This is a genomic window from Enterococcus rotai, assembly GCF_001465345.1.
In the GTDB taxonomy this organism is placed as follows: domain Bacteria; phylum Bacillota; class Bacilli; order Lactobacillales; family Enterococcaceae; genus Enterococcus_L; species Enterococcus_L rotai.
On record NZ_CP013655.1, the window covers coordinates 1,368,670 to 1,389,536 of the forward strand.

The window sequence follows — 20,867 nt, forward strand, 5'->3', positions numbered from 1 at the left end:
CTTCAAAAAGTTACACATAAAGGCAAGTAAGGCCAAAAAAATTGGATGATTGAGAGTTGAAAAAAGGATGGCTAATGAACAAGTAGAAAAACATCAGAAAAAAGGGTTGGGATATATATTCTTTATAGAAGGGATATTCTCTGTCTTATGGATAGGCTACTTATTCAAATTCTATTCTTTTTATAAGGAAGCCTACTTTTATGTAGATAAGCGCTTATCGTTATTTATTCAAATGCTATCCATTTTAAATAATAACTGGGATGAAATATTTATCTACTTTATTTTAAGTTTCTTCCTAATTACACTCACTTTATTTATGAGTTACCTACTATATTTAACAAATAAACGAGCGTTACGAAGGAACAAGTCAACCCCATTTATTCTATGTTTCAATTTATTGTGTTGTGCTTCGTTATTGGCTAATGTGTGCGGCTTCATCTTTTTCGTCATTACGATTTTATCTGCAAGTTTAGTTTATATCATATTTACACTGGTGAATTTAAACTTGGATAAAGAGAAGCCAGAGTCAGAGTATGATGAAGGGGACATTATTGAAATTAAAGGTCCGTTTAAAACAAAAGAAGAAGCTCAAAAAGAAATCACTATTTTTTTCGATAAATGGAAAGAAAAAACAATTATTTTAGGTGAAGAGATTTACATAGAAGATGGTAACTATTACGTGGATATTTATGTGGATACGATAAATAAATAGCATTTTAAACTTTTAATAGTAAGGAGTAATCAAAATTTAGATGAAAACAAATAAATTTATATATTTAGCTTTGTTTGTGAGTCTGTTTCTATTTCTATTTCCCGTTCAATCAATGGCAGAGGATGATAACTTGGGATACAGCGTTTCAGCAATTCTGAATGGAAAACAAATTGACCCAGAAAAAAGTTACTTTTATATTCAAACAACACCAGGAGAGCAACAAGAATTAGCTGTAACAATAAAAAGTACGAAAGAAGCCCCCGTTAATGTAAAAGTTTCTGTTCAGGATGCATTTACTGGAAACAAAGGAACGGTTGAATATACATCAGACAAGGAGTTACTTGATTCGACGTTAACTAATCCTATGAGCAGTATTCTCAAAGTTGAAACACCCAAAGTAACTGTAGAAAACTTTGGCGCAACTGAAGCGAAATTTACTCTAACGCCACCGAGTGAAAGTTATCAAGGCGTTAAAATGGGGACATTGGTTTTTGAAGTAGATGACTCAGAAGAAGATGCAGGCCCAGTAGGTACTGAATTTTCTTATCGAATTGGTATTTTGACTTCAGAGACAGGTGAAGAATACGAAAATTCTCAAACGTTGAATTTACTTGATGCAAAATCTATGCTTTTGCGAGGTAAAAAAATGATTTTAGCAACATTACAGAACCCAGAGCCAAAAGTTCTATCTAGATTAGCGATCACTGCTGAATTAAAAAATAAAGAGACTGGTAAGGTAATGAAAAAAGAGCAAGTTGAAAATTATGCTTTAGCACCCAACAGTAAATTTGACTTTGAGATGGATTGGGGAACTTCTAATATACCGGCAGGTAAATATGTTTTGAAGATGGTTGCCAAAAGTCCCTATAATGATTGGCAATTTGAAAAAGAATTTACAATCACCGGAGAACAGGCTAAAAGTATGAACGATCAGAGCGCTTTTAAAATTATAACACCGACATGGATTAAGGGCGCTACGATTTTATGTCTGAGTTTAACGATTGGGGTAACTGGAACACTTCTAGTGAGAAGGAAAAAAATGGAAGCAGAATGGGAGCGAAGACGTAAAAGAAGGAAAAGGAAGAAAAAGAAAGAAGGGAAATAAATGAAGAAATTTATTTTAGGGTTATTTTTCTTAGTTATAGTTAATGGGTTGTTTGTTGGTACAACGGCTGAAGCGACAATTAAATCAGAAGCGACCGATGTGGGAGTCATGTTTAATAATAAAAAGGTACAACAACCAATCGTACCTAAACTACCAGATACCAACGTACCCTATATACCTAAGCCAAGTCCAAGTTTTAAGGGAAACCTTCCTTCGACGGGGGATTTGATTACATCCCTTATCTGGACACTCTTGGGGTGTGCGGTTTTGATTATGTTTGTAGGGGTCTTTAGCTTGAAAAATATTATGTTAAGAATCACTTAGGAGGAACAAAAACAAATGATGGATTATCTATGGCTCTTTATTTTGGGTGGGATTGCTATCCTTTCGCTACTCATTTTTCTGATTACGTTATCAAGAGACACGTTTTTAATGAAAAAATTAAGAAAAAAGAAAACGAACTTTATTTTAAATTTCAGTTTACTTTTCACGACATTAACATGCTTAGGCTTGATTGTGTATCTATTTACCTTATTAAAAGAACAGATAGAACTCTTGCAATAAGAACAATGAACAACTTATAACAATAACTCTCACCAATCTATATCTATGCTATCTAAGGATGGTATAAAAAATGAAAAAAGCGATTTTAGCTACATTACTTTCTGCAACAGCATTAACATTGTTTGCTGCTCCAGCTAGTGCTACTGAGAAAACAACTAAAACTGATGTTGGGGTTCAGTTTAAACCGAGTGGACCAACAATTCCTGCTGAGGATATGAAACCTTTCAAAGATAACTTAGCTGTTGTCTTCAAACCAAGCAGTTTCAAATTTGGACCAGCTGAAGCAGTTGCTGGTGCAGTGAAATTAAATAACGTTAAGGGTGACAATAGTAACCTTGATGGTGCTACAATTTCAGAACAAGGCCAATATTTAGTAGTCAACGATGACAGAGACTTGGAAAAGTCGGCTGATAAGAAAAATAGTCCATGGACTTTAAAGGCAAATATGTCAGAGTTAACAACAGCTGATGGCGCTGCTAAATTGGCTTCTGCTAAATTGGAAATGAATTTAACAGGTTTGAAAAAATATAACATTGGTAGTGTAATTGGTGCGGATAATGATTACGTTCCTATGAACCCTTGGGATGCCGCTGTAAATGGCGTTAAACCTATTGATAACTTTGCAGTTGCGGGTGAATCAGGTGTTACTTTACCAACAGATACAAAAGTTGTCTTAGAAGCTGGTTCTACTTCAAAATCTGAAATTATGACGAAGAAGACTGCAAATGAGTATAAAGGCGGAGTTGCTACTGCGATTACAGATGTAAAATTAGCTATTCTTGATGCAGACCAAGATGGTAAATCATTTGCTGGTACAGTTACTTGGTATTTAGATGATAATCCAACATTTTAATTAACACACATAAATCTAGAAAACAAAAATACACAAATATAAAAAATAAAGCATAGATATAGATTGGTTAGAGAGTTATTGTTATAAGTTGTTCATTAAAATGAAAGAAAGAAACAAGTTTAGAAATAGGTGTTTAAGTAGTATGGAGTGCGATTAAAAAATGAAAAAACAGTTGGCTTGTTGAAAAAAAATAGATCAAGAGGTTGTATTTACATGAGAAAAAATCATTTTTACCCAGTTGTTGTTTTTCTGATCTTTTTATTTATTCATCCAGTCGATGGTTTTTCGGCAGAGGACGTGTCTAGTGTAATCAGCGATTTTTCCTATGAAATTCTTTATCCTGAAAATCAGAAAGATAAAACTCTTGGGTATTATGACTTGTTGATGAAACAAGGAGAAGAACAGCAGATTCAATTGCAACTCAATAATGCATCGAATCAACCAATGCAAGTGGCAATAGCAATAAGTAGTGCTAAAACTAACGGAAATGGTGTAGTAACATTTGGACCAAATGATATTAAGACGGATGCTTCTTTAAAGCACGATTTAGCTAAATTAATGACTGCTCCTGAGAAAGTTACGATAGCTCCAAATGACCATACAGTAGTTGATTTTACTATTTCAGTACCTGATGAAGCCTTCGATGGGTATATTGCTGGGGGGATTCAGTTGAAACCCATCGTAAAAGAGCAAACTTCAATAAAAAAAGACCAAGTGATTTTGAATAAATTTGCTTTTGTCATAGGTGTACTACTAAGTGAATCTGAAATTCAATATGTACAACCAGATCTCCAATTGAATGATGTCTCATTAAAGTTGAAAAATGCAAGATATACTTTGTTTGCTAATATATCGAACACCAAAAGTAATTTTGCAGAAGATCTGATGGCAAAGATTAAAATCAGAAAAAAAGGTGAAAAAAAAGCATTTTTAGAAGTTGAAAAAGAAAAAATGCGTATGGCTCCTAATTCGATGATGGAATTACCGATATTTTTAGAGGATCAAAAAGTAACGGCTGGTGAATATGCAGCAGATGTTGAGTTGAAATCTAAAAATGGACAGAGTTGGAAATGGGTCAGAAACTTTGCTCTTTCAAAGCTTGAAGCTGAACGAATAAATAAACAAAAAAGCATACAAGATGAAGTGCCACGCAATCATTGGTGGTTGATACTGGGAATTCTATTCATCTTTTTAGTAGTCGGTGGTCTGTGTTTTCTTTATTTTAAAAAGATAAGTAAATAGATCGCATGAAGAGGCATGGCACACGCTAAACGATTACATTAAAGCAGTAAACGGCTCCGCTTTAGTATGTAGCAAAAATACAAAAAAGGAGAATCAGGACATGAAAAATAATAATAAGTTGAGAATAGGTTTGTTTATAGGTATAGTCGTCTTTGGACTTGGTATGGTCACTTGGATGAATACAGCAAGTAGTTCAGTAAAAGCAAATTCTACTAACGCAAAACAAGCCAATTCAGCTAAAATACTTGATCCAGTAGAAAATACTGAAGGATTGAGTGCAACTGCCAAAAGGGTGGTATTATCTCAAGATGAGGCATTTCCGGATATTGCAACTGAAGAAGGCCGTAAGCTGATTTTTTCAAAACAAGACTTTCCAGGGGACAAAAAAGAGGTTTCCTATGAATATAGTGATGCTAAAGGCACTGCCAAGAAGCCAAGCAGTGCAAATGCTGGGTTTCAATTGGTTTATGTGAAAGTAAGTGACAAATCTAGTAAATCTAACATCCTTGTTCCTATTCCGGTTACTGTAACGAATAGTGGAACGACATTGTTATCTGAGGATCGAGTAGCGATTCAAATGGACAATGGACAAGACCAGATCCAACTTCAATTGAATGAAGTAAAGGATAAAAATGCAGAAGAACTACAACAAATAGTTAAAGAAAAAGCACAGGTTCGTGCTTGGCGTACAGATAATGGCGAAGAGTTACCAGTCGCTGTTTCAGAAAATACAATCGATCCTTCTGTCGCTGGAACATATAAAGCAACGTTCAAAGTTACTTTAGATTCAGAAACCGTTCAAATGGAAAAAGAAGTGAAGGTAGAAGAGAGTGCCAGAGCGTTAAATCCAGCTCCACGTGCTGAGGATGGTTTTACATGGAAATTATTGCCAGCAAGACAAAATGCATCTCTTTATGATATGAAAAGAAGTAGTTTTTTTAGAATGTCAAATGGTGACACCTCTACGAGCAACCTGAAGTCCTATGCGTCATCTGCATTAACTATATTACCTGACAAATCAGTGGGGTATGACGTAGCTAGAGACTCGGCTTCCATATTTGGCGGATTTTCAGTGGGAGCATCTACTGTAATTCCCTCTGTAAATGGTACATTGTTACCATCAGTGGATGAACAGTCTGCTTCTCTTTCTACAAGTGTTTATCAGAGAAGTGATGGTCTTGGGATAAGGAAAGAGTTAATCAATACTAAACTAGGACTTAAATACACTTATGAGGCGACAGTAGCAACTAACCAAAGTTATAGAGTCCAAACAAAGATTGAGAATATTTCATCTTCTACAGTAACTTTGGGATTTATTAATAAAGGAATATTATCTAGTGGTAGTCGAAGTAGTTTTGCCCAGAAAAGTGCTCTAAGTGCAATAGGGAATGGGCGAGGGGTAAAAGGTAGGACCAAAATCAACTCTACCGACGAGATGGCGTATGCGATAGATTTCAAGCCAAGGGTGGATGATCCCTATACGTATTGGGATGTAGTGGATAAGGCAGAAAGTGGGAACTCAAGTGAGAAGAGCGCTGCCTGGGAAAGACTCAACAGAACAGCATTAAAACCTGGCATGGAAAAGACGAAGTTTAAATCAGGAGACACTATATTTTCTGAACCGCGTTTTGGGTTTTTCTTTTCAGGAGGTGTTCCAGCAAGAACTGTGGCGAGCGGAGAATCTGTTAGTGGAACCTGGGAGTTATTTTATGGGGAACCTCTTCCGTATATTGAAATCGGCGCAACTCCAGAAGAACATAACGTATACCCAGATACAACAGAGCAAGAATTTAAATATGACTATGTGTTAGGCAATATGCCTTCAAATAGTGCCTTTGGGACGATGACGGTCACTTATCCTGATAATAGTAAGGAAGCAAGACCTTTTACTGCAGCAAATCCGACAGGAACGATTACTGTTCCTAGAACTAAATTACCAGAGCAATTAAGTAATAAGCCCGGGACAATCCAAAGCTACGAAACCTCTTTGCTAGCGATCAATGAATCAGAGGGGATATGGCAAGGTCTTCCATCAGAGGATAAAATTCTTTCTGTCAATGTATATAATTTAGGTGGATCGCCAATTGCTCAAATAGTTAAAAAGGATAGTATTTGGAGCAAAAAACCATGGGAGTTGATTAGTAATCCAGTTATTTTACCAGGACACGACCCAGATTATAAATTTGTGAATCCTGCAAAACCAGTGGATACATCTAAAGTAGGGATGCAATTTACGGAAGTTATTATGACTGATACGGCCGAACCGACCAGATCAGTGATTATAAAAGTCCCTGTGATGGTGACGACGGAGGATCCAATTCCGACAAACGGATTATATATTGGAGCTGACGACTTTACTATTGATCAAGAGGAATTGAAAAACTTAACAGAGGCACAGATACCAGAAATGATTCTAAAAAATTCAAATGCAGCGGCTTGGGATGCTGCAACAGGTTCAAGTGAAGGAATTGATTTGTTTGTTAAAGAGACAACATTAAGCAACACATCGGACAATTCAAAAATATACACTGCAAAAATTAGAGCCGAAAATGCTGATGAGTTTAAAGAGAAGACAGTCAACATCACCGTGACAGCAAAATCAAAATTGACGATCAATTTTATAGATGAAAAGAATACTACGTTAAAAACAATTGAAGTGACAAAAGAGATAGGTCGACCAACAGATTTAAGTAAAGATCCAGATGTAATCCAGGTGCTTCAAGATTTAGAAGCCGATAATCGGAAATTAGAAGAACGGCCAGCTAACGAAACGGCCTATCCAATTGCTGCGACCAACCAACCTGTCAACTATCGTTTTCGATCATATTCAAAATGGACTGTTGAATTTGTTACTACGAATGATGATGGTGAACAGCTACTTCCTTCTGTTGAGCTAGAAAAGAGAATTGGTATAACGTTCAACATGCGAGAAGAGGAGCCGATAGCTGCTGCACTAAAAACGCTTGAACTGGAAAAGCATTATGATTTAATGTCATTTCCTCAAGATGACGAATCTTTTACTGTAAGTGCAAGTGATAATGGGCGAGTTCTTCCCTATGTTTATGAAGTAGAGGCAAACATAAACATTCATTTTGTTGATGAAAAAGATACAACTATCAAAACAGTTCCTTTGATAAGAAGAGTTGGTCTTCTTGATTTAAGTCAAGATCCGGATATACTTGCGGCAATTCAGACACTCAAGGAACAAAAGTATGAAGTAATCAAGTCACCAGAAAATGTGACAGCTTATCCAATCAGATTTGATACGGATGTGACCAATCCAATCATTTATCAAGTTAAAAAAATGGAAGTACCAGTAAACATTCGATTTGTGGATGAAGACGGGGTTGATATACCAAAAGTAGAGCCGATTAATTCAAAGGGAATTATAGGAACTCCTCTTGACTTGCAACAATTTGACACAGAGATTCAAAAACGATTAGAGATACTCAAAGGGGAACATTATGAACTAGTAGAAAAACCTGCTGATAATCAAGTGATAACTGGACCAGGTGCTCTAGACGTATTCTATCGTTTTAAAGGATCCTTATTCATTGGCTCATTTCCTGGGACATTAGATTTTGGAAACAAATACATGGATTCTAATATGATCAAAGCCGAACAGCCTAAATACGATAAAGATTTAGTTATCAAAGATACACGAAAGACTAAAGGCTCGTGGAAACTATCAGCAACGTTAGAAAAACCACTAACCAGTGAAGAAAATCCAGGTGAAGTCATTAACAATGTGTTCTTTTACAAGCAAGATGCAACAACTAAAGTTCCATTGCTCAAAGGGCAAGCCCAACCAATCGAAACAGGAAAGGCAACGACTTCAGGAGAGTATAATGTCAGTGAAAAATGGACAAACAATAAAACTGGTTTAGAATTAATTGTACATTCTAACAATGTCTATCAAACAGGAAAATACACTGCCTCTATTTTATGGCAAGTAGAAACAACACCATAATGATGATTTATTGAGTAAAGCTCTAAGAAGAGCTTGGAACATAACTTCTAAAGAAAAAATCCAGCTACCAGTCAATTTGATACTTATTGTCAAATCGGACTGATGAGAGGAAAACAGATGTTGATCGTTGAGAGTAAACTACTTTCAATGATCAACTTTTTTGTTATGTCATCTTTATCAAATCGTTCATAAGAAAAAGCTCTTTGTCAACTAATGTTGGTAAAGAAAATCCAAAGAATTAAATCAATTAATATGATTTCTAGGGGGGATTTCATCTAGGTTTTTTGTTTTCTTGAAAAAGAATTGTACGAAAACATAAAGAAATTCTCAATTTGAAATTGTAAAAGTTGCGAAACCCGTAAGCATGTATCTTCAACACTTTAATAGGATTATTTAAATATTCCAGTGCATTGTTTAATTCATTTTGGTACTTCTTAAAAGTACCAATAGTTGTTTGATAATAGGTAGGAAGACGATGGAAATCTTCGTCTAATAGTGCATAAAATCGAGTGTACCTGAAAAGACTAGACAGACTCTTCTTTTGATTCGTTCCTTTTAAGCAAATTTCATTAGAAGTGATGGTTAAATCTAGAATATCTAAGGTTTCTTTGATAAGATTTTTCTTTTTTGAATGGTTTTAGACGACTTAATTCTAAAGGATATCAGGGCGGTTTCTCCATTATTTTACATTAAAAAAGATGCCAGTGATTTCTCACCAACATAAGAAAGTATAGAGCCAGATTTTGGTAAGAAGCATCTTAAATTCAACAAAGTAATTTTTTTTCGAATCTAACCAAAATCTGACCATTAAATTAGTATGATAGATTTGATCAGGAACAAAGAAGTATAAATTGGAGGAAACAAGATGAGTTTTTTTAAAAGAGCACTAATCAGTATATGGCAAAGAAAAGGACGAACGTCCTTGTTTTTAGGATTATTTTTAATTGTCTTTCTATTGATTTTGTCTGGTTTTGCGATACAGCAATCAGCAGAAAAAAGTAAAGTTGATGCGCGAAAACAATTAGGCGCCGAAGTTCGTTTGAAAAGAGATAATGAAAAGATCAAAGAAGCATTATTGAGTGGGAATAATAGTATAAAACCACTTTCAAGAGAAACGATTGATAATATTAGTAGCTTACCTCAAATAAAAAGTGTCCAGTTAGGTGGAGAAGCCAGCGCTGCTAAAGGAGACTTGAAAAGTGTAGCAGCGACAGCAAGTAGTACGGATAATGCTATGAACCCTAATTTAGCTGGGAATTATAACGAAAATCAAAAACCAACATTCCGCTTATATGGAACAAATGCATTATTGAAAACAACTGATTTTAAAAATCATGATTCTAAATTAATTGATGGGGAAGGAATCACGGATAAAACACCAGAAAATTCAGCTGTTGTTGAACAAACTTTTGCTGAAAATAACCAGTTAAAAGTAGGGGATAAATTTAAACTTACTGGATTTTCATTAGATGGTAATGGAAATAACATAGAGTATCAGGTGGTCGGGATTTACAAAACAGATAAAGTAACATCTGCGCTCGATCAAATGTATGAAATGGCTCAACCTGAAAACCAAATTTATGTAGATATAAAATCATTTGTAAAAACAAGTGATCAGGCAAATATAGAGGATGTAACCTTTTACTTAAATGATCCTATGCAAGTGGAACATTTTGTGAAAGATGCAGAAAAGAAAATGCCTGCTGAGGGGAATTTTTATAAACTAGATTCGTATACAGAACAGTATAAGCAAATGATTGGTCCTATCGAAAAAATGTCTGCTTTTAGTTCGATCATGATTAAAGTTATTGTAATAGCTGGCGGTTTGATTTTAACCTTCTTATCATTATTGTCTATTCGTGACAGGAAAAAAGAAGTTGGAATTTTACTTTCATTAGGAGAAACTAAAATGAAAGTAATCGTCCAATTAGTGACGGAAATCGTCATCATCGGTCTCATTTCTTTTGCATTATCCGTGACAATCGTCCAAATTTCAGGTCAAACAGCCGCTAACGCCATGTTATCAAAACAAGTGGCAGAATCAGAACAGGTTGTGCCGACTGAAGACGAGTATGGGGAAGAAATTAAAACGGTAGAACCTGTCGACCAAATGGAGCTGCAATTGAATTCAACTGTGGTTACACAAGCAGCCGGTTTAGGTTTTCTACTAATCGTCCTTACAACGCTTGTACCAAGTATCATGATTGCTAGAACAGATCCTAAAGACCTGTTCGCTCAAAAAGAGTAGAGGGAGAAATTAATACATGAATTTACAATTGAAAGATATCACGTATTCATATAAAGAAGGCATCCAAGAATATAAAGTCTTGGACAACATTAACTATACATTTGAACCTGGTAATTTTTATACAATTATGGGACCTTCAGGTGCGGGGAAAACAACACTTCTGTCAATTGCTTCAGGATTAACAACACCTGTTGAAGGAAGTATTAGCTATCAAGGTGAAAACATTTATGAAATGGGCATCACGAAATACCGTAAAAAATTTACATCCATTATTTTTCAAGCGTACAATTTAATTCCCTATATGACAGCTTTTCAAAATGTGAAAATTGGTATGGAAATCAAAAATCAACAGGTTGACCATATCAATAACTATGTAAAAGAGAAACTGAAATCTGTGGGAATCACAGAGGAGTTAATGCATAAAAATGTCATGAAATTAAGTGGGGGACAACAACAAAGAGTAGCAGTAGCTAGAGCATTATCAGCAGATTCACCACTGATTTTTGCAGATGAACCTACAGGGAATTTAGATAATGTGACGTCTAAAGGGATCATTGAGATGCTAAAAGAACTTGCCTTACTAGAGAAAAAATGTGTGATCATGGTAACCCATGACTTAGAAATAGCCAAACAAGCGGATATCAGTCTGATTTTAAAAGAAAACAAGCTCCAATCAATGTGAGGTGAAAGCAAAATGAATTGAGTTAAAAGTCGTTTTGTCGTGGTTATATACAGTATCTTACTGTATATAACCACGAGTTAACGACTTTTATTTTACTGTTTCATTCAATTTTACATTAAAAAGTTATACATTTTTCATAAACCAATCAATCTTTCGAAAATAAAGTATGCTATTGTTATTTATAGTAAGATTTTTCAGGAGGTTTATGGTATGCGATTACTTGTCGTTGAAGATGATGTTTTATTGGGGGACGGATTATGTATGGGTTTGAGAAAAAAAGGATACGCTGTAGATAAAGCAACAGATGGCTTTCAAGCATTAGACATGATTGAAGTCACTGAATATGATTTGATTATTTTAGATTTATCTTTGCCCAATATGAGTGGCTTTGAAGTGTTAGAAAAGGTGCGCAAGAATGATCTAGCAGTAAGAATCTTGATTTTGTCGGCAAAAAGTTTTGTTGAAGATAAAATCAAAGGCTTGGACATGGGGGCAAATGATTATTTAACAAAACCATTTGATTTTTTTGAATTAGATGCTAGAATCCGAAATTTATTAAGACAGAAAATCAGTATAGAAGAAACCGTCATATATTATGGACAGATCAGCTTAGATTCTTCGAAGCGAGTTGTGAAGGTAGGAGAAACCCCAGTCAAGTTGACGAGAAAAGAGTTTGGAATTTTAGAGTATCTAATCAAACATCCAGAAGAAGTTTTTTCGGCGGAAAAACTTATGGAACATGTTTGGGATGGTGATGTGGATTTATTCTCTAATACCTTTAAATATCATATGTATTCACTAAGAAAAAAAGTAGCGGACTTTGATCAAAATGCTGCTGGTATGATTCAGACGATTAGAGGGGTTGGGTATTGTTTATCAGCTAAGTATGTTCAAGAAGGGACGTGTGATGAGTGAGTTTACAAAAACAAATCACCTTATTAGTTAGCGGAATATTAACCAGTATGCTGTTGATTATGCTGATGTTTTCAGTGTCAGGTGCAAACAAAAACTTTACGGTAGAACGACTAACACAAATCGATCCGCGGTTTACAGATTCAACTATGGAAAATAATATACCGACAGATGTCAATAAAGAAGATGTCGAATTAAACCATATGCTGGCCAAAGCCAGAATAGCTTTTTCTTCAAACATTATGCTTGTTTGGCTAGTATTGATAATCATTGGTACGTTGATCACTTATAAGCTAGTGGGCAAAAGCTTGCAATCACTCGTCAATCTTCAAAAGACGATGGAAAATTTGGATACTGGAAATATTGGTAAACAAATTAGCCTGGATGAGAAACAGCCCCGAGAAGTTCAAGCATTAAGCTTGAGCTATAATGAAATGACTGCTCGTTTAGATGAATCTTTCCTGAAACAAAAAAACTTCGTTCATAATGCTGCACATGAATTAAAAACCCCCTTAGCGGTAATTATTACATACACACAACTACTTCAAATGAACGCAGCTGAAGCGGATTTGGAACATAAAAAAATGACAGAGGCAATTTTATCTAGCTGCGATAAATTATCAAAAACGCAAGAACAACTGCTGTTATTAGCTAATGATAACCTACTACAATTGACAGATACTATCGATGCTCAATACTTAATCAACGAGTTATTCAACGAACTTAAATCTCATGCAATTGACAAAGGAATGGTTTTGAAAAATAACAATTCAAAAAATTACTCATTTAAAGGCAACAAAGTGATGCTAAGTGTGGCCTTAAAAAATTTAATTGAAAATGCGATTAAATATGGAGAAGCTGATTCAGAGATTACAGTTTTTACAAGAGTTAGTGCTAAACAAATTTACTTTGAAGTCAAAAATCAGGGACAGGAAATCACAGAAGCGGAAATTGACCGCATCTTTGAACCGTTTTATCGAGGGGAAAAAAATACAAATCAAATTATCGGAAATGGGTTAGGTTTATCTTTGGTGAAAAAAATAGTTGAAGATCACGGAGGTGAAGTGTTTTGTAAGCCTCAGGGGAAAGAAGTTCTTTTTTCCTTTTCCATACCAGTACATTGATTCATAAATTGTCATAGAGGAGTAGCCCGATTTGTAAACGTTAACTTGGTGATAGAGGGATGTATTCATGATAATGTTTCGAAGTAAGTTGATTTCTTATTAATTAAGTTATGAAATAATAAATATAAAGGCAAAATAAGATTCTTTAGTAAAAAATGTGTAGACAACATGTTTTGAGTATCGTTAATAAATAGTCAATGTGAGATTTGTCTATCCCACACGAATCATTAACAATCCCTAAAAATACCTCAAAGCCTTATATTTTCAATGAATTTTTTGGTATGATGAACCTATCTAAAAAAAAGTGAGGAAAAAAACATGAGCGAATCACAAATAACCAAAAAAGCTATTTCTGCTGCATTGATTGAATTATGCGGTCGAAAATTGTTCAGTAAGATCAGCGTCCAAGATATCACCAAAGAAGTCGGTTTAAATCGCCAAACGTTCTATTATCACTTTACTGATAAACAAGATCTATTACGCTGGATTTATACCCACGATGCATTGATTTATTTAGACTCTCCAGATGTTTCTATCGATAATTGGGAAGAACAAGCGCTAAAAATGTTAAAAGCAATCCAATCAAAAAGTGATTTTTACTATAATACAGTCAGTTCGGATTCAGATATTTTAAGAGCCTGTTTTTCAACGATCACGAATAAACTGTTTATTAACTTGTTCGACCAAATGGATAAAGAAAATCAGCTGCTTCCAGAAGATAAAATTTTCTATGCCCGTTTCTTTTCCTATGGTTGTAGCGGTGTGTTGATCGATTGGATTCTTGGTGGTTATAAAGAATCACCGTTAGAGATCGCGACACAGCTTTTCAGATTAGCTAAAGATACTGAATTTTTCTCTTATCGTTTATACGCCCAAGAAAACGAACTATTGTGACAAATTGTTGATAGTGTCTAAAAAGAAGACGGAATGATAATGCTATCACAAGACTTTTATGGAGAATCGTTGTACGCTAGGTTCATAAATTGAATCGGAGGGATTCTCATGAAAAAAAGACATATTGGATTAGCAGCAGCAGGTGCATTAGGTGCCGCTTACCTTGCTAAAAAAGTATCCGCTGAAAAGAAAGTAGAAAAAGTTGCTGAAATCGAAGAAGAAATCAATAGTCGCTATTATGGAGATAAACAGGTCTACTTAATCGGTGGGGGAATTGCCACAATGGCTGCAGCAGCCTACTTGATTCGTGATGCTAATTTTTGTGGAAAAAATATCCATGTGATTGAAGGCATGAAAATTCTCGGCGGAAGCAATGATGGGATCGGTACCAATGAAAAAGGCTTTGTCGCTCGTGGGGGGCGGATGTTAAATGAAGAAACGTACGAAAACTTCTGGGAATTATTTAGCAGCATTCCATCATTAGAATGGCCTGATCACAGTGTGACGGATGAAATTTTAAATTTTGACCATTTACATCCAACACATGCGCAAGCACGTTTAGTGACAAAAGATCAAGAAATCCTTGATGCTCATACAATGGGCTTTGATAATGAAGACCGCTTAGCGATGACAAAATTATTAGCTGCCTCAGAAGACAGTTTAGATGGTGTAACAATTGAAGAATGGTTTGGACCACATTTCTTTGAAACAAATTTTTGGTATATGTGGCAAACAACATTTGCCTTCCAAAAATGGAGCAGTGCCTTTGAATTACGTCGTTATATGAACCGAATGATTTTAGAATTTTCTCGAATTGATACATTAGAAGGCGTTACTCGTACACCTCTAAATCAATACGATAGTGTGATTTTACCTTTGAAATCATTTTTAGAAAAACATGGGGTCGATTTTACCTTGAATGAAGATGTAGTCGATTTAGAATTCAAACCAGGTTCTGAAATCACGGTTACTGCGTTGAAACTTGGAAATGGAGAAACAATCGAGCTAAATGAAGAAGATGTTGTAATCATGACCAACGGAACGATGACAGATAGTTCAACAGAAGGTGATTGGAGCACTCCAGCACCAGAAGTGACAGAAGAATCTCGTTCGGCACGACTATGGCGCAATATTGCCAAGAAAAAAGCTGGATTAGGTAATCCTGAACCATTCTTTGGCCATGAAGCTGAGACCAATTGGGAAAGCTTTACAGTTACCTGCCGTGGGGATAAATTATTAAAACGTATTGAAGAGTTTTCTGGCAACATTCCAGGCTCAGGTGCTTTGATGACATTAAAAGATTCAAGCTGGTTAATGAGTACCGTTGTGGCAGCGCAACCCCATTTTAAAAACCAGGATCCTGATACGACAATTTTCTGGGGTTACGGCATTTACACAGATAAAGTCGGCGATTATGTGAAAAAACCAATGCGTGATTGTACTGGGGAAGAAATTTTGTACGAATGGATTTGCCAAATGGGGTGGCAAGCAGATTGGGATGAAATCGTTAAAGATGTGGTGAATGTGATTCCTGCCTACATGCCATACATTGATGCACAATTCCAACCACGTAAAATGACAGACCGCCCTCAAGTGGTTCCTGAAAATAGTACGAACTTTGCCATGGTCAGCCAATTTGTGGAAATTCCGAAAGATATGGTCTTTACAGAAGAATATTCAGTACGGGCTGCTCGAATCGCGGTTTATACGCTATTCGATATTAACAAGGAAATTATCCCTGTAACGCCTTATAATCGTGATCCTAAAGTATTAGCAAAAGCGGCACAAACGATGTTTAGATAAAAAATATTCCGTTTTAGAGTAAAAGATAAGTGTTGATTTATCTTTTACTCTTTTTTTCGCAATTAAACGATAACGAATCCGTGGCTGCTGTATACGTTGGATATTGAGAATAACTAAGACGCTATATAGTATAAATTGCCTAGAAAAATCTCAGTCTTTAGATGGATGTTTCCCTTGTGAAAAAAACGTATACTTGAAAAGTAGAGAAACGACAAAGAAAAAATCCACTAGATAAAGTCAAAAGAGATTGGGGAAATGGAACATGAAACATTTATTTAAAACAGTTGTGTTTGAGATGAGTCTGTATTATGGAGTACTAGCAGTTGTGTTGCCGTTAATTTATGCAGTGACGTATCACGTCTCTTATCTATCTGTTTTTAGCGCTGAATGGTTTGCTGTGACAGTGTTCATGTATCCAGTTGTACTTGTCTTGTCAGCAATTCGTTATGGCTATGGACGTATGAGAAAGACTAGTCACTTCTAAATAAAATTGAAAAAAGCTAGGACAGGAGTACTCACTTCCATCCTAGCTTATTTTGAAATTCTATAAGGTTAATTGTTCCATATTAAACGCATCTGTCATCGCTTGTGTGGCTTTTTTCATTGGTGTGACTGATTCTAATTCACCTTGAACAGCGATTCGTGTTGTCGCATACATATCACCACATGTAATCAATGTGATCATTTTTTTACCAGGAACATCATCAATCAACTCTACACGTGAAGGATCGATTTTTTCAACATAAGTAATTTTATATGTATAAACATTGTTTAAATCAGTCGTATAAATCAATTCTCCTGGTTTTGAATATTCCAATGGTGAAAATAAAGAAATCATGTCTTGTACACGGTGACTGGCAAGAGCGTAATTCCCTTTACCCATTTCTTGGTCAGGTTTCATCGTTCCAGCGCCAGTTAGCAAGACCACATTGTCCAATCCTCTAAAGATCGGCAAGTTGATTTTGACATCGGGGAGTGCAACTGCACCTACAACAGGTAGATTTTTATTGGCAAGCTGAGCTTTTAAGACAGCTTCCGTACTCAAAGATTCAACTGCGGCAAAATCAAAAGAAGTATCCGTCTGATTATTTTTTGCAACAATTTCAGGTGTTAACTTCTCTACGGCATATTCTTTTCCGTTTTGCTGAATCAACCAATTTCTGATTTGGGTATTAAAGACCAGTGCTAAACCAACAATCAATAATAAAAATAGGAAGATATTAATCAGCCAATTTCTTTTTCTTGATTTTTTCTTTTTAGGGCGTTCTTTTCTTGAGGCCATAAGCTTCCTCCTTTTTTTATTAAGTGTATCATAAATCAAAATGAAACCCTAGCTTAAAATCTTTATTTTTTTATAAATATGATTATTTAAAAGGAACCTTAAAAATATAGCAGTTGCACACTATTTTTTTACAGATATCCGTTATCTTCTCTAGAAAGTGGGCAGTTTTTAACTCTTTGTAACTGAATCTTAAAATAAAAGACACAAGCTTTTCTTTACAAAATATTGTAGAATGTAAGAGAAGACAATTGACGGGGGTGATGGAACAAATGTTGGAATTGATTTATGTACATATTGATATGACAAGTAATGCAGTATTATCAAAAGGGATCACACATACAGACTTTACGCGCTCCATTGTTCATCACCCTAAGAACCTGCTATTACTGAATCCTTCTGCTGAAGAAGGCGAGTATGATATGCACAGTGGATTAAAGATCATTCGTGGTCAAGAGAATGTCGATCACTATTTTTCTACGGTTCATCGTCGTAAAATGAACGAAGAAATTAAATGGATCGATTTCTCTGATGTTACAATGCTCAAAGAACTGACGCCGATGGAAATTTCAGAGTTGCTTTATTTTGGGCACATGAAAACGAGTTTGCATTCACCATTTTTTTATAAATTACAAAATGATTTTGTCTTTTTTGAATTTGTTGACCATATGACAAGGGTTTATTATCGTTATATCGACGAGTTTTATCGGATTTTGGCGGATAAAATCACCCGAGTAATTTTGGAGAAAGTCAATGATCGTAAAACGTTCTTTAAACGTGGGGTTTCCGTTGAAAAATTAGACAGTGAATTATTGAAAGAAATGAAACCGATTTTGCAAGAAGGGGTTGTGTTCTGTTTTGATCAGATGGATATTAAAGGAAAAGAATACCATATTCCAATCCATGTGGTAGAAGATTCATTATGGAAAACGAAAAACTTTGCTTATCAAAAAGAACCGGTCATTGCCATTTTGATTTACAATACAGCAAAACGAACTTGGCGTTTAATCCAAGAAGATGAATTTGGTTTTACTGATTTGCCTAGACAGGCCTAATAAACGAAAACAAGCAGAAGTGTAAAAAACTTCTGCTTGTTTTTTTGATCCTAATTAAATATTTTTCTGCAATCTCAAACGTTTTGCAATCTTTTCGATGAGGAAAAGTGCTGGTAACTGTGAGGTTAGTTCAATTGTTTTGTCGTGATTATTACTAGTTTTATAGATAGTTTCCCGATTGATTGTGTAAGGAATATTCAAATCGGACATTCTGCTGATTGTTGAACTATCACTGTTGGTTATTGAAATGATTGGGCATTTTTTCGTGTTCAGCCGTTTAATATAATGAATGATTTCTTTTGTTTCGCCAGTAACAGATAATGCAATCACACAAGTTCGTTCTAAAATATCATCTGGAAACCATTCAATCGGGTAATTGGAAGGATCTTCAATACGTAAGGCGGTTTGAGACAAATTTGTAAAATAAAGAGAGCCATAGGCAGCAATTGGTTCTGAAGAGCCAGAACCAAGAAACAGGACTAATCCTTTATCTGCTAAAAGGGCAACTGCTTGTTCGATTTTGCTGTCGAGAAAGGGCTCATTAACACGCTCCAGAAAATGAATGTGTTGGGTTTCATCAACATCGGCAATTTGAGCTTGGTTGATGGACTCGTAATATAGCTGAAGTTTTACTTTGAATTCCGAAAAACCATTACATTCAAATTTGTGACAAAAACGCAAAATACTTGCAGTACTTGTGTGTGTTTCATCAGCTAAGTCCCTGATACGCATGTAAGTCACAAGCTTTAAATGATTTGCGATATAGTGGTAAATCTCATATTCTAAAGGATTTAAATCGGGAATATAATCTAAAAACAGCATAGCGTCCTCCTTGTAGTTACAAACTGTGACAAAATTGTGAGAAATGACAAAAGACGTGACTTATCACAAAGAAATGAAAGCGTATAACAAACATTATAATCAATGCTATACTCCAATTATAGATCGTGAAAGCGCAATCTGCAAGAAGGTTCAAACTAAAATGTTTTATTTGAACTTAAACTATAAATTGGAGGACTAACAAATGAAAGTAACATTTCCAAAATCATTCTTTTGGGGAGCCGCTTCAAGTGCTACACAAGCAGAAGGACGAGTAACAGGTGATGAAAAAGGGGGAAATATCTGGGACTATGCGTCCAAAGAATATAATCACCGTTTTTATGATGGGGTTACAACAGAGAACACTTCTTTATTTTATCAAGACTATCAACAGGATATTCAAAAAATGCAGGACATCTCATTTAACTCATTCCGTACCTCAATTTCGTGGTCACGCTTGATTCCAAACGGAACGGGAGCGGTCAATCCTGAAGCGGTGATATTTTATAATAATATGATTGATGAATTGATTGCTAAAGGGGTGGAACCATTTGTCAATTTGTATCATTTTGATATGCCGATGGCGCTTCAAGAAATAGGTGGATTTGAGGCTAAAGCAGTGGTGGATGCATATAAACAATATGCTAAAACCTGTTTTGAGTTGTTTGGTGATCGAGTGAGGTATTGGTTTACTTTTAATGAGCCAATGATTCCAGCAGAAGCCGGTTATCTGCATGATCGTCATTATCCATATGTCGTTGATTTTAAGCGTGCGGCAGCCGTATTACACAATATCATTTTAGCGCATTGTGAAGCAGTCAAGGTGTACCGTGAAATGAAACTAGCTGGAAAAATCGGCATCATTATGGATGTCATACCGGTTTATCCTCGTAGTCAAAACGCAGCAGATTTATACGCGGCTGAAATGGCAGATTTATTCTATACAAAGAGTGTTAATGATGCGATTTTAAAGGGGAAATACCCAGTACGTTTAAAAGAAGTTCTACAAGAATATGATCAATTACCAGAAGTCTCTAATTCAGATTTAGAACTGATTGCAGCGACAAAGATCGACTTATTAGGAATCAATTACTATCGTCCTCGTAGAGTTAAAGCGAAAGAGTGTGTACCGAATCCTAATGGGGTTTTCTCACCAGAATGGTTTTTTGACGAATATGTTATGCCGGGTCGACGGATGAACACTTCTCGCGGAATTGAGATCTATCCTAAAGGAATATACGATATTGCGAAAAAGATTCAGACAGAGTATGACAATATCGATTGGTTTGTTTCTGAAAATGGTATTGGAATCGAAGGAGAAGAAGCGTTTATTGAAGAAGGGGTGGTTCAAGATGAGTATCGAATCGACTTTTTGAAAGAACATTTAACGTATTTGCATCAAGCGATGGAGGAAGGGAGCAACTGTTTAGGGTATCATATGTGGACGTTTGTAGACTGTTGGTCTTGGGGCAATGCCTATAAAAATCGTTATGGTTTTTATCGGTTAGATCTGGCAACAGGAGAAAAGACGGTCAAAAAATCTGGTTTGTGGTTTAAAGCGTTAGTGGAAAATAATGGGTTTGAGTAAAGAAAGGAAAAGTGATT

General features: G+C 35.5%; 18 protein-coding genes and 1 pseudogene. 16 read left to right on the forward strand and 3 right to left on the reverse strand.

The features are described from left to right. Positions 1 to 67: 67 nt before the first annotated feature. The 7 genes from ATZ35_RS06350 to ATZ35_RS06380 all read left to right on the forward strand — a co-directional run bounded on the left by ATZ35_RS06350 (position 68) and on the right by ATZ35_RS06380 (position 8,446). On the forward strand, positions 68 to 712 hold the full coding sequence (locus ATZ35_RS06350; protein WP_208929998.1) for a hypothetical protein: 645 nt from the start codon (positions 68 to 70) through the stop codon (positions 710 to 712). A gap of 40 nt (positions 713 to 752) precedes the next feature. Then, a complete protein-coding gene (locus tag ATZ35_RS06355) occupies positions 753 to 1,817 on the forward strand; it encodes a WxLIP family cell surface protein (RefSeq protein WP_208929999.1) in 1,065 nt (354 codons plus the stop codon). Further along, a complete protein-coding gene (locus ATZ35_RS06360) occupies positions 1,818 to 2,141 on the forward strand; it encodes a hypothetical protein (protein ID WP_208930000.1) in 324 nt (107 codons plus the stop codon). A 15-nt stretch (positions 2,142 to 2,156) separates the two neighbouring features. Continuing rightward, positions 2,157 to 2,381 (forward strand): hypothetical protein, encoded by a 225-nt coding sequence (locus ATZ35_RS06365; protein WP_208930001.1) that lies wholly within the window; start codon positions 2,157 to 2,159, stop codon positions 2,379 to 2,381. A gap of 70 nt (positions 2,382 to 2,451) precedes the next feature. Continuing rightward, positions 2,452 to 3,234, forward strand: coding sequence for a hypothetical protein (locus ATZ35_RS06370; protein WP_208930002.1), 783 nt, complete (start codon positions 2,452 to 2,454; stop codon positions 3,232 to 3,234). Between the two features lie 213 nt (positions 3,235 to 3,447). Continuing rightward, a complete protein-coding gene (locus ATZ35_RS06375; RefSeq protein WP_208930003.1) occupies positions 3,448 to 4,476 on the forward strand; it encodes a WxLIP family cell surface protein in 1,029 nt (342 codons plus the stop codon). A 100-nt stretch (positions 4,477 to 4,576) separates the two neighbouring features. Beyond that, positions 4,577 to 8,446, forward strand: a complete 3,870-nt coding sequence (locus ATZ35_RS06380) for a MucBP domain-containing protein (RefSeq protein ID WP_208930004.1) — start codon at positions 4,577 to 4,579, stop codon at positions 8,444 to 8,446. Between the two features lie 271 nt (positions 8,447 to 8,717). Here ATZ35_RS06380 and ATZ35_RS06385 read toward each other — a convergent pair. Then, a pseudogene (locus tag ATZ35_RS06385) lies at positions 8,718 to 8,918 on the reverse strand (transposase); the annotation flags it as partial. A 393-nt stretch (positions 8,919 to 9,311) separates the two neighbouring features. On the opposite strand from ATZ35_RS06385, the gene ATZ35_RS06390 reads away from it, so the two are divergent. From ATZ35_RS06390 to ATZ35_RS06420, 7 genes are all read left to right on the forward strand, one after another. Further along, entirely contained in the window at positions 9,312 to 10,694 is a 1,383-nt protein-coding gene (locus ATZ35_RS06390; RefSeq protein ID WP_208930005.1) for an ABC transporter permease, read from the forward strand. A 16-nt stretch (positions 10,695 to 10,710) separates the two neighbouring features. Further along, positions 10,711 to 11,376 carry an ABC transporter ATP-binding protein gene (locus ATZ35_RS06395; RefSeq protein WP_208930006.1) on the forward strand — a complete coding sequence of 222 codons (666 nt, stop codon included), beginning with the start codon at positions 10,711 to 10,713 and terminating at the stop codon, positions 11,374 to 11,376. Between the two features lie 210 nt (positions 11,377 to 11,586). Further along, positions 11,587 to 12,291, forward strand: a complete 705-nt coding sequence (locus ATZ35_RS06400; RefSeq protein WP_208930007.1) for a response regulator transcription factor — start codon at positions 11,587 to 11,589, stop codon at positions 12,289 to 12,291. Further along, entirely contained in the window at positions 12,288 to 13,412 is a 1,125-nt protein-coding gene (locus tag ATZ35_RS06405; RefSeq protein ID WP_208930008.1) for a sensor histidine kinase, read from the forward strand. Before ATZ35_RS06400 ends, ATZ35_RS06405 begins: the two co-directional genes overlap by 4 nt. A gap of 318 nt (positions 13,413 to 13,730) precedes the next feature. Further along, positions 13,731 to 14,306 (forward strand): TetR/AcrR family transcriptional regulator, encoded by a 576-nt coding sequence (locus ATZ35_RS06410; RefSeq protein WP_208930009.1) that lies wholly within the window; start codon positions 13,731 to 13,733, stop codon positions 14,304 to 14,306. Between the two features lie 108 nt (positions 14,307 to 14,414). After that, positions 14,415 to 16,109, forward strand: a complete 1,695-nt coding sequence (locus tag ATZ35_RS06415) for an oleate hydratase (RefSeq protein WP_208930010.1) — start codon at positions 14,415 to 14,417, stop codon at positions 16,107 to 16,109. Between the two features lie 262 nt (positions 16,110 to 16,371). Continuing rightward, positions 16,372 to 16,593, forward strand: coding sequence for a hypothetical protein (locus ATZ35_RS06420; protein WP_208930011.1), 222 nt, complete (start codon positions 16,372 to 16,374; stop codon positions 16,591 to 16,593). Between the two features lie 60 nt (positions 16,594 to 16,653). Here ATZ35_RS06420 and ATZ35_RS06425 read toward each other — a convergent pair whose 3' ends face one another. Further along, complete coding sequence (locus tag ATZ35_RS06425) at positions 16,654 to 17,391, reverse strand: class A sortase (protein WP_208930012.1); 738 nt, start codon at positions 17,389 to 17,391, stop codon at positions 16,654 to 16,656. Positions 17,392 to 17,660: 269 nt separating this feature from the next. Here ATZ35_RS06425 and ATZ35_RS06430 point away from each other — a divergent pair, with 269 nt between their 5' ends. Beyond that, complete coding sequence (locus ATZ35_RS06430) at positions 17,661 to 18,443, forward strand: hypothetical protein (RefSeq protein ID WP_208930433.1); 783 nt, start codon at positions 17,661 to 17,663, stop codon at positions 18,441 to 18,443. A gap of 54 nt (positions 18,444 to 18,497) precedes the next feature. On the opposite strand, the gene ATZ35_RS06435 is transcribed toward ATZ35_RS06430, so the two are convergent. Continuing rightward, positions 18,498 to 19,265, reverse strand: coding sequence for a MurR/RpiR family transcriptional regulator (locus tag ATZ35_RS06435; RefSeq protein ID WP_208930013.1), 768 nt, complete (start codon positions 19,263 to 19,265; stop codon positions 18,498 to 18,500). A gap of 202 nt (positions 19,266 to 19,467) precedes the next feature. On the opposite strand from ATZ35_RS06435, the gene ATZ35_RS06440 reads away from it, so the two are divergent. After that, positions 19,468 to 20,850, forward strand: a complete 1,383-nt coding sequence (locus tag ATZ35_RS06440; protein ID WP_208930014.1) for a glycoside hydrolase family 1 protein — start codon at positions 19,468 to 19,470, stop codon at positions 20,848 to 20,850. The last annotated feature ends 17 nt before the right edge of the window (positions 20,851 to 20,867 follow it).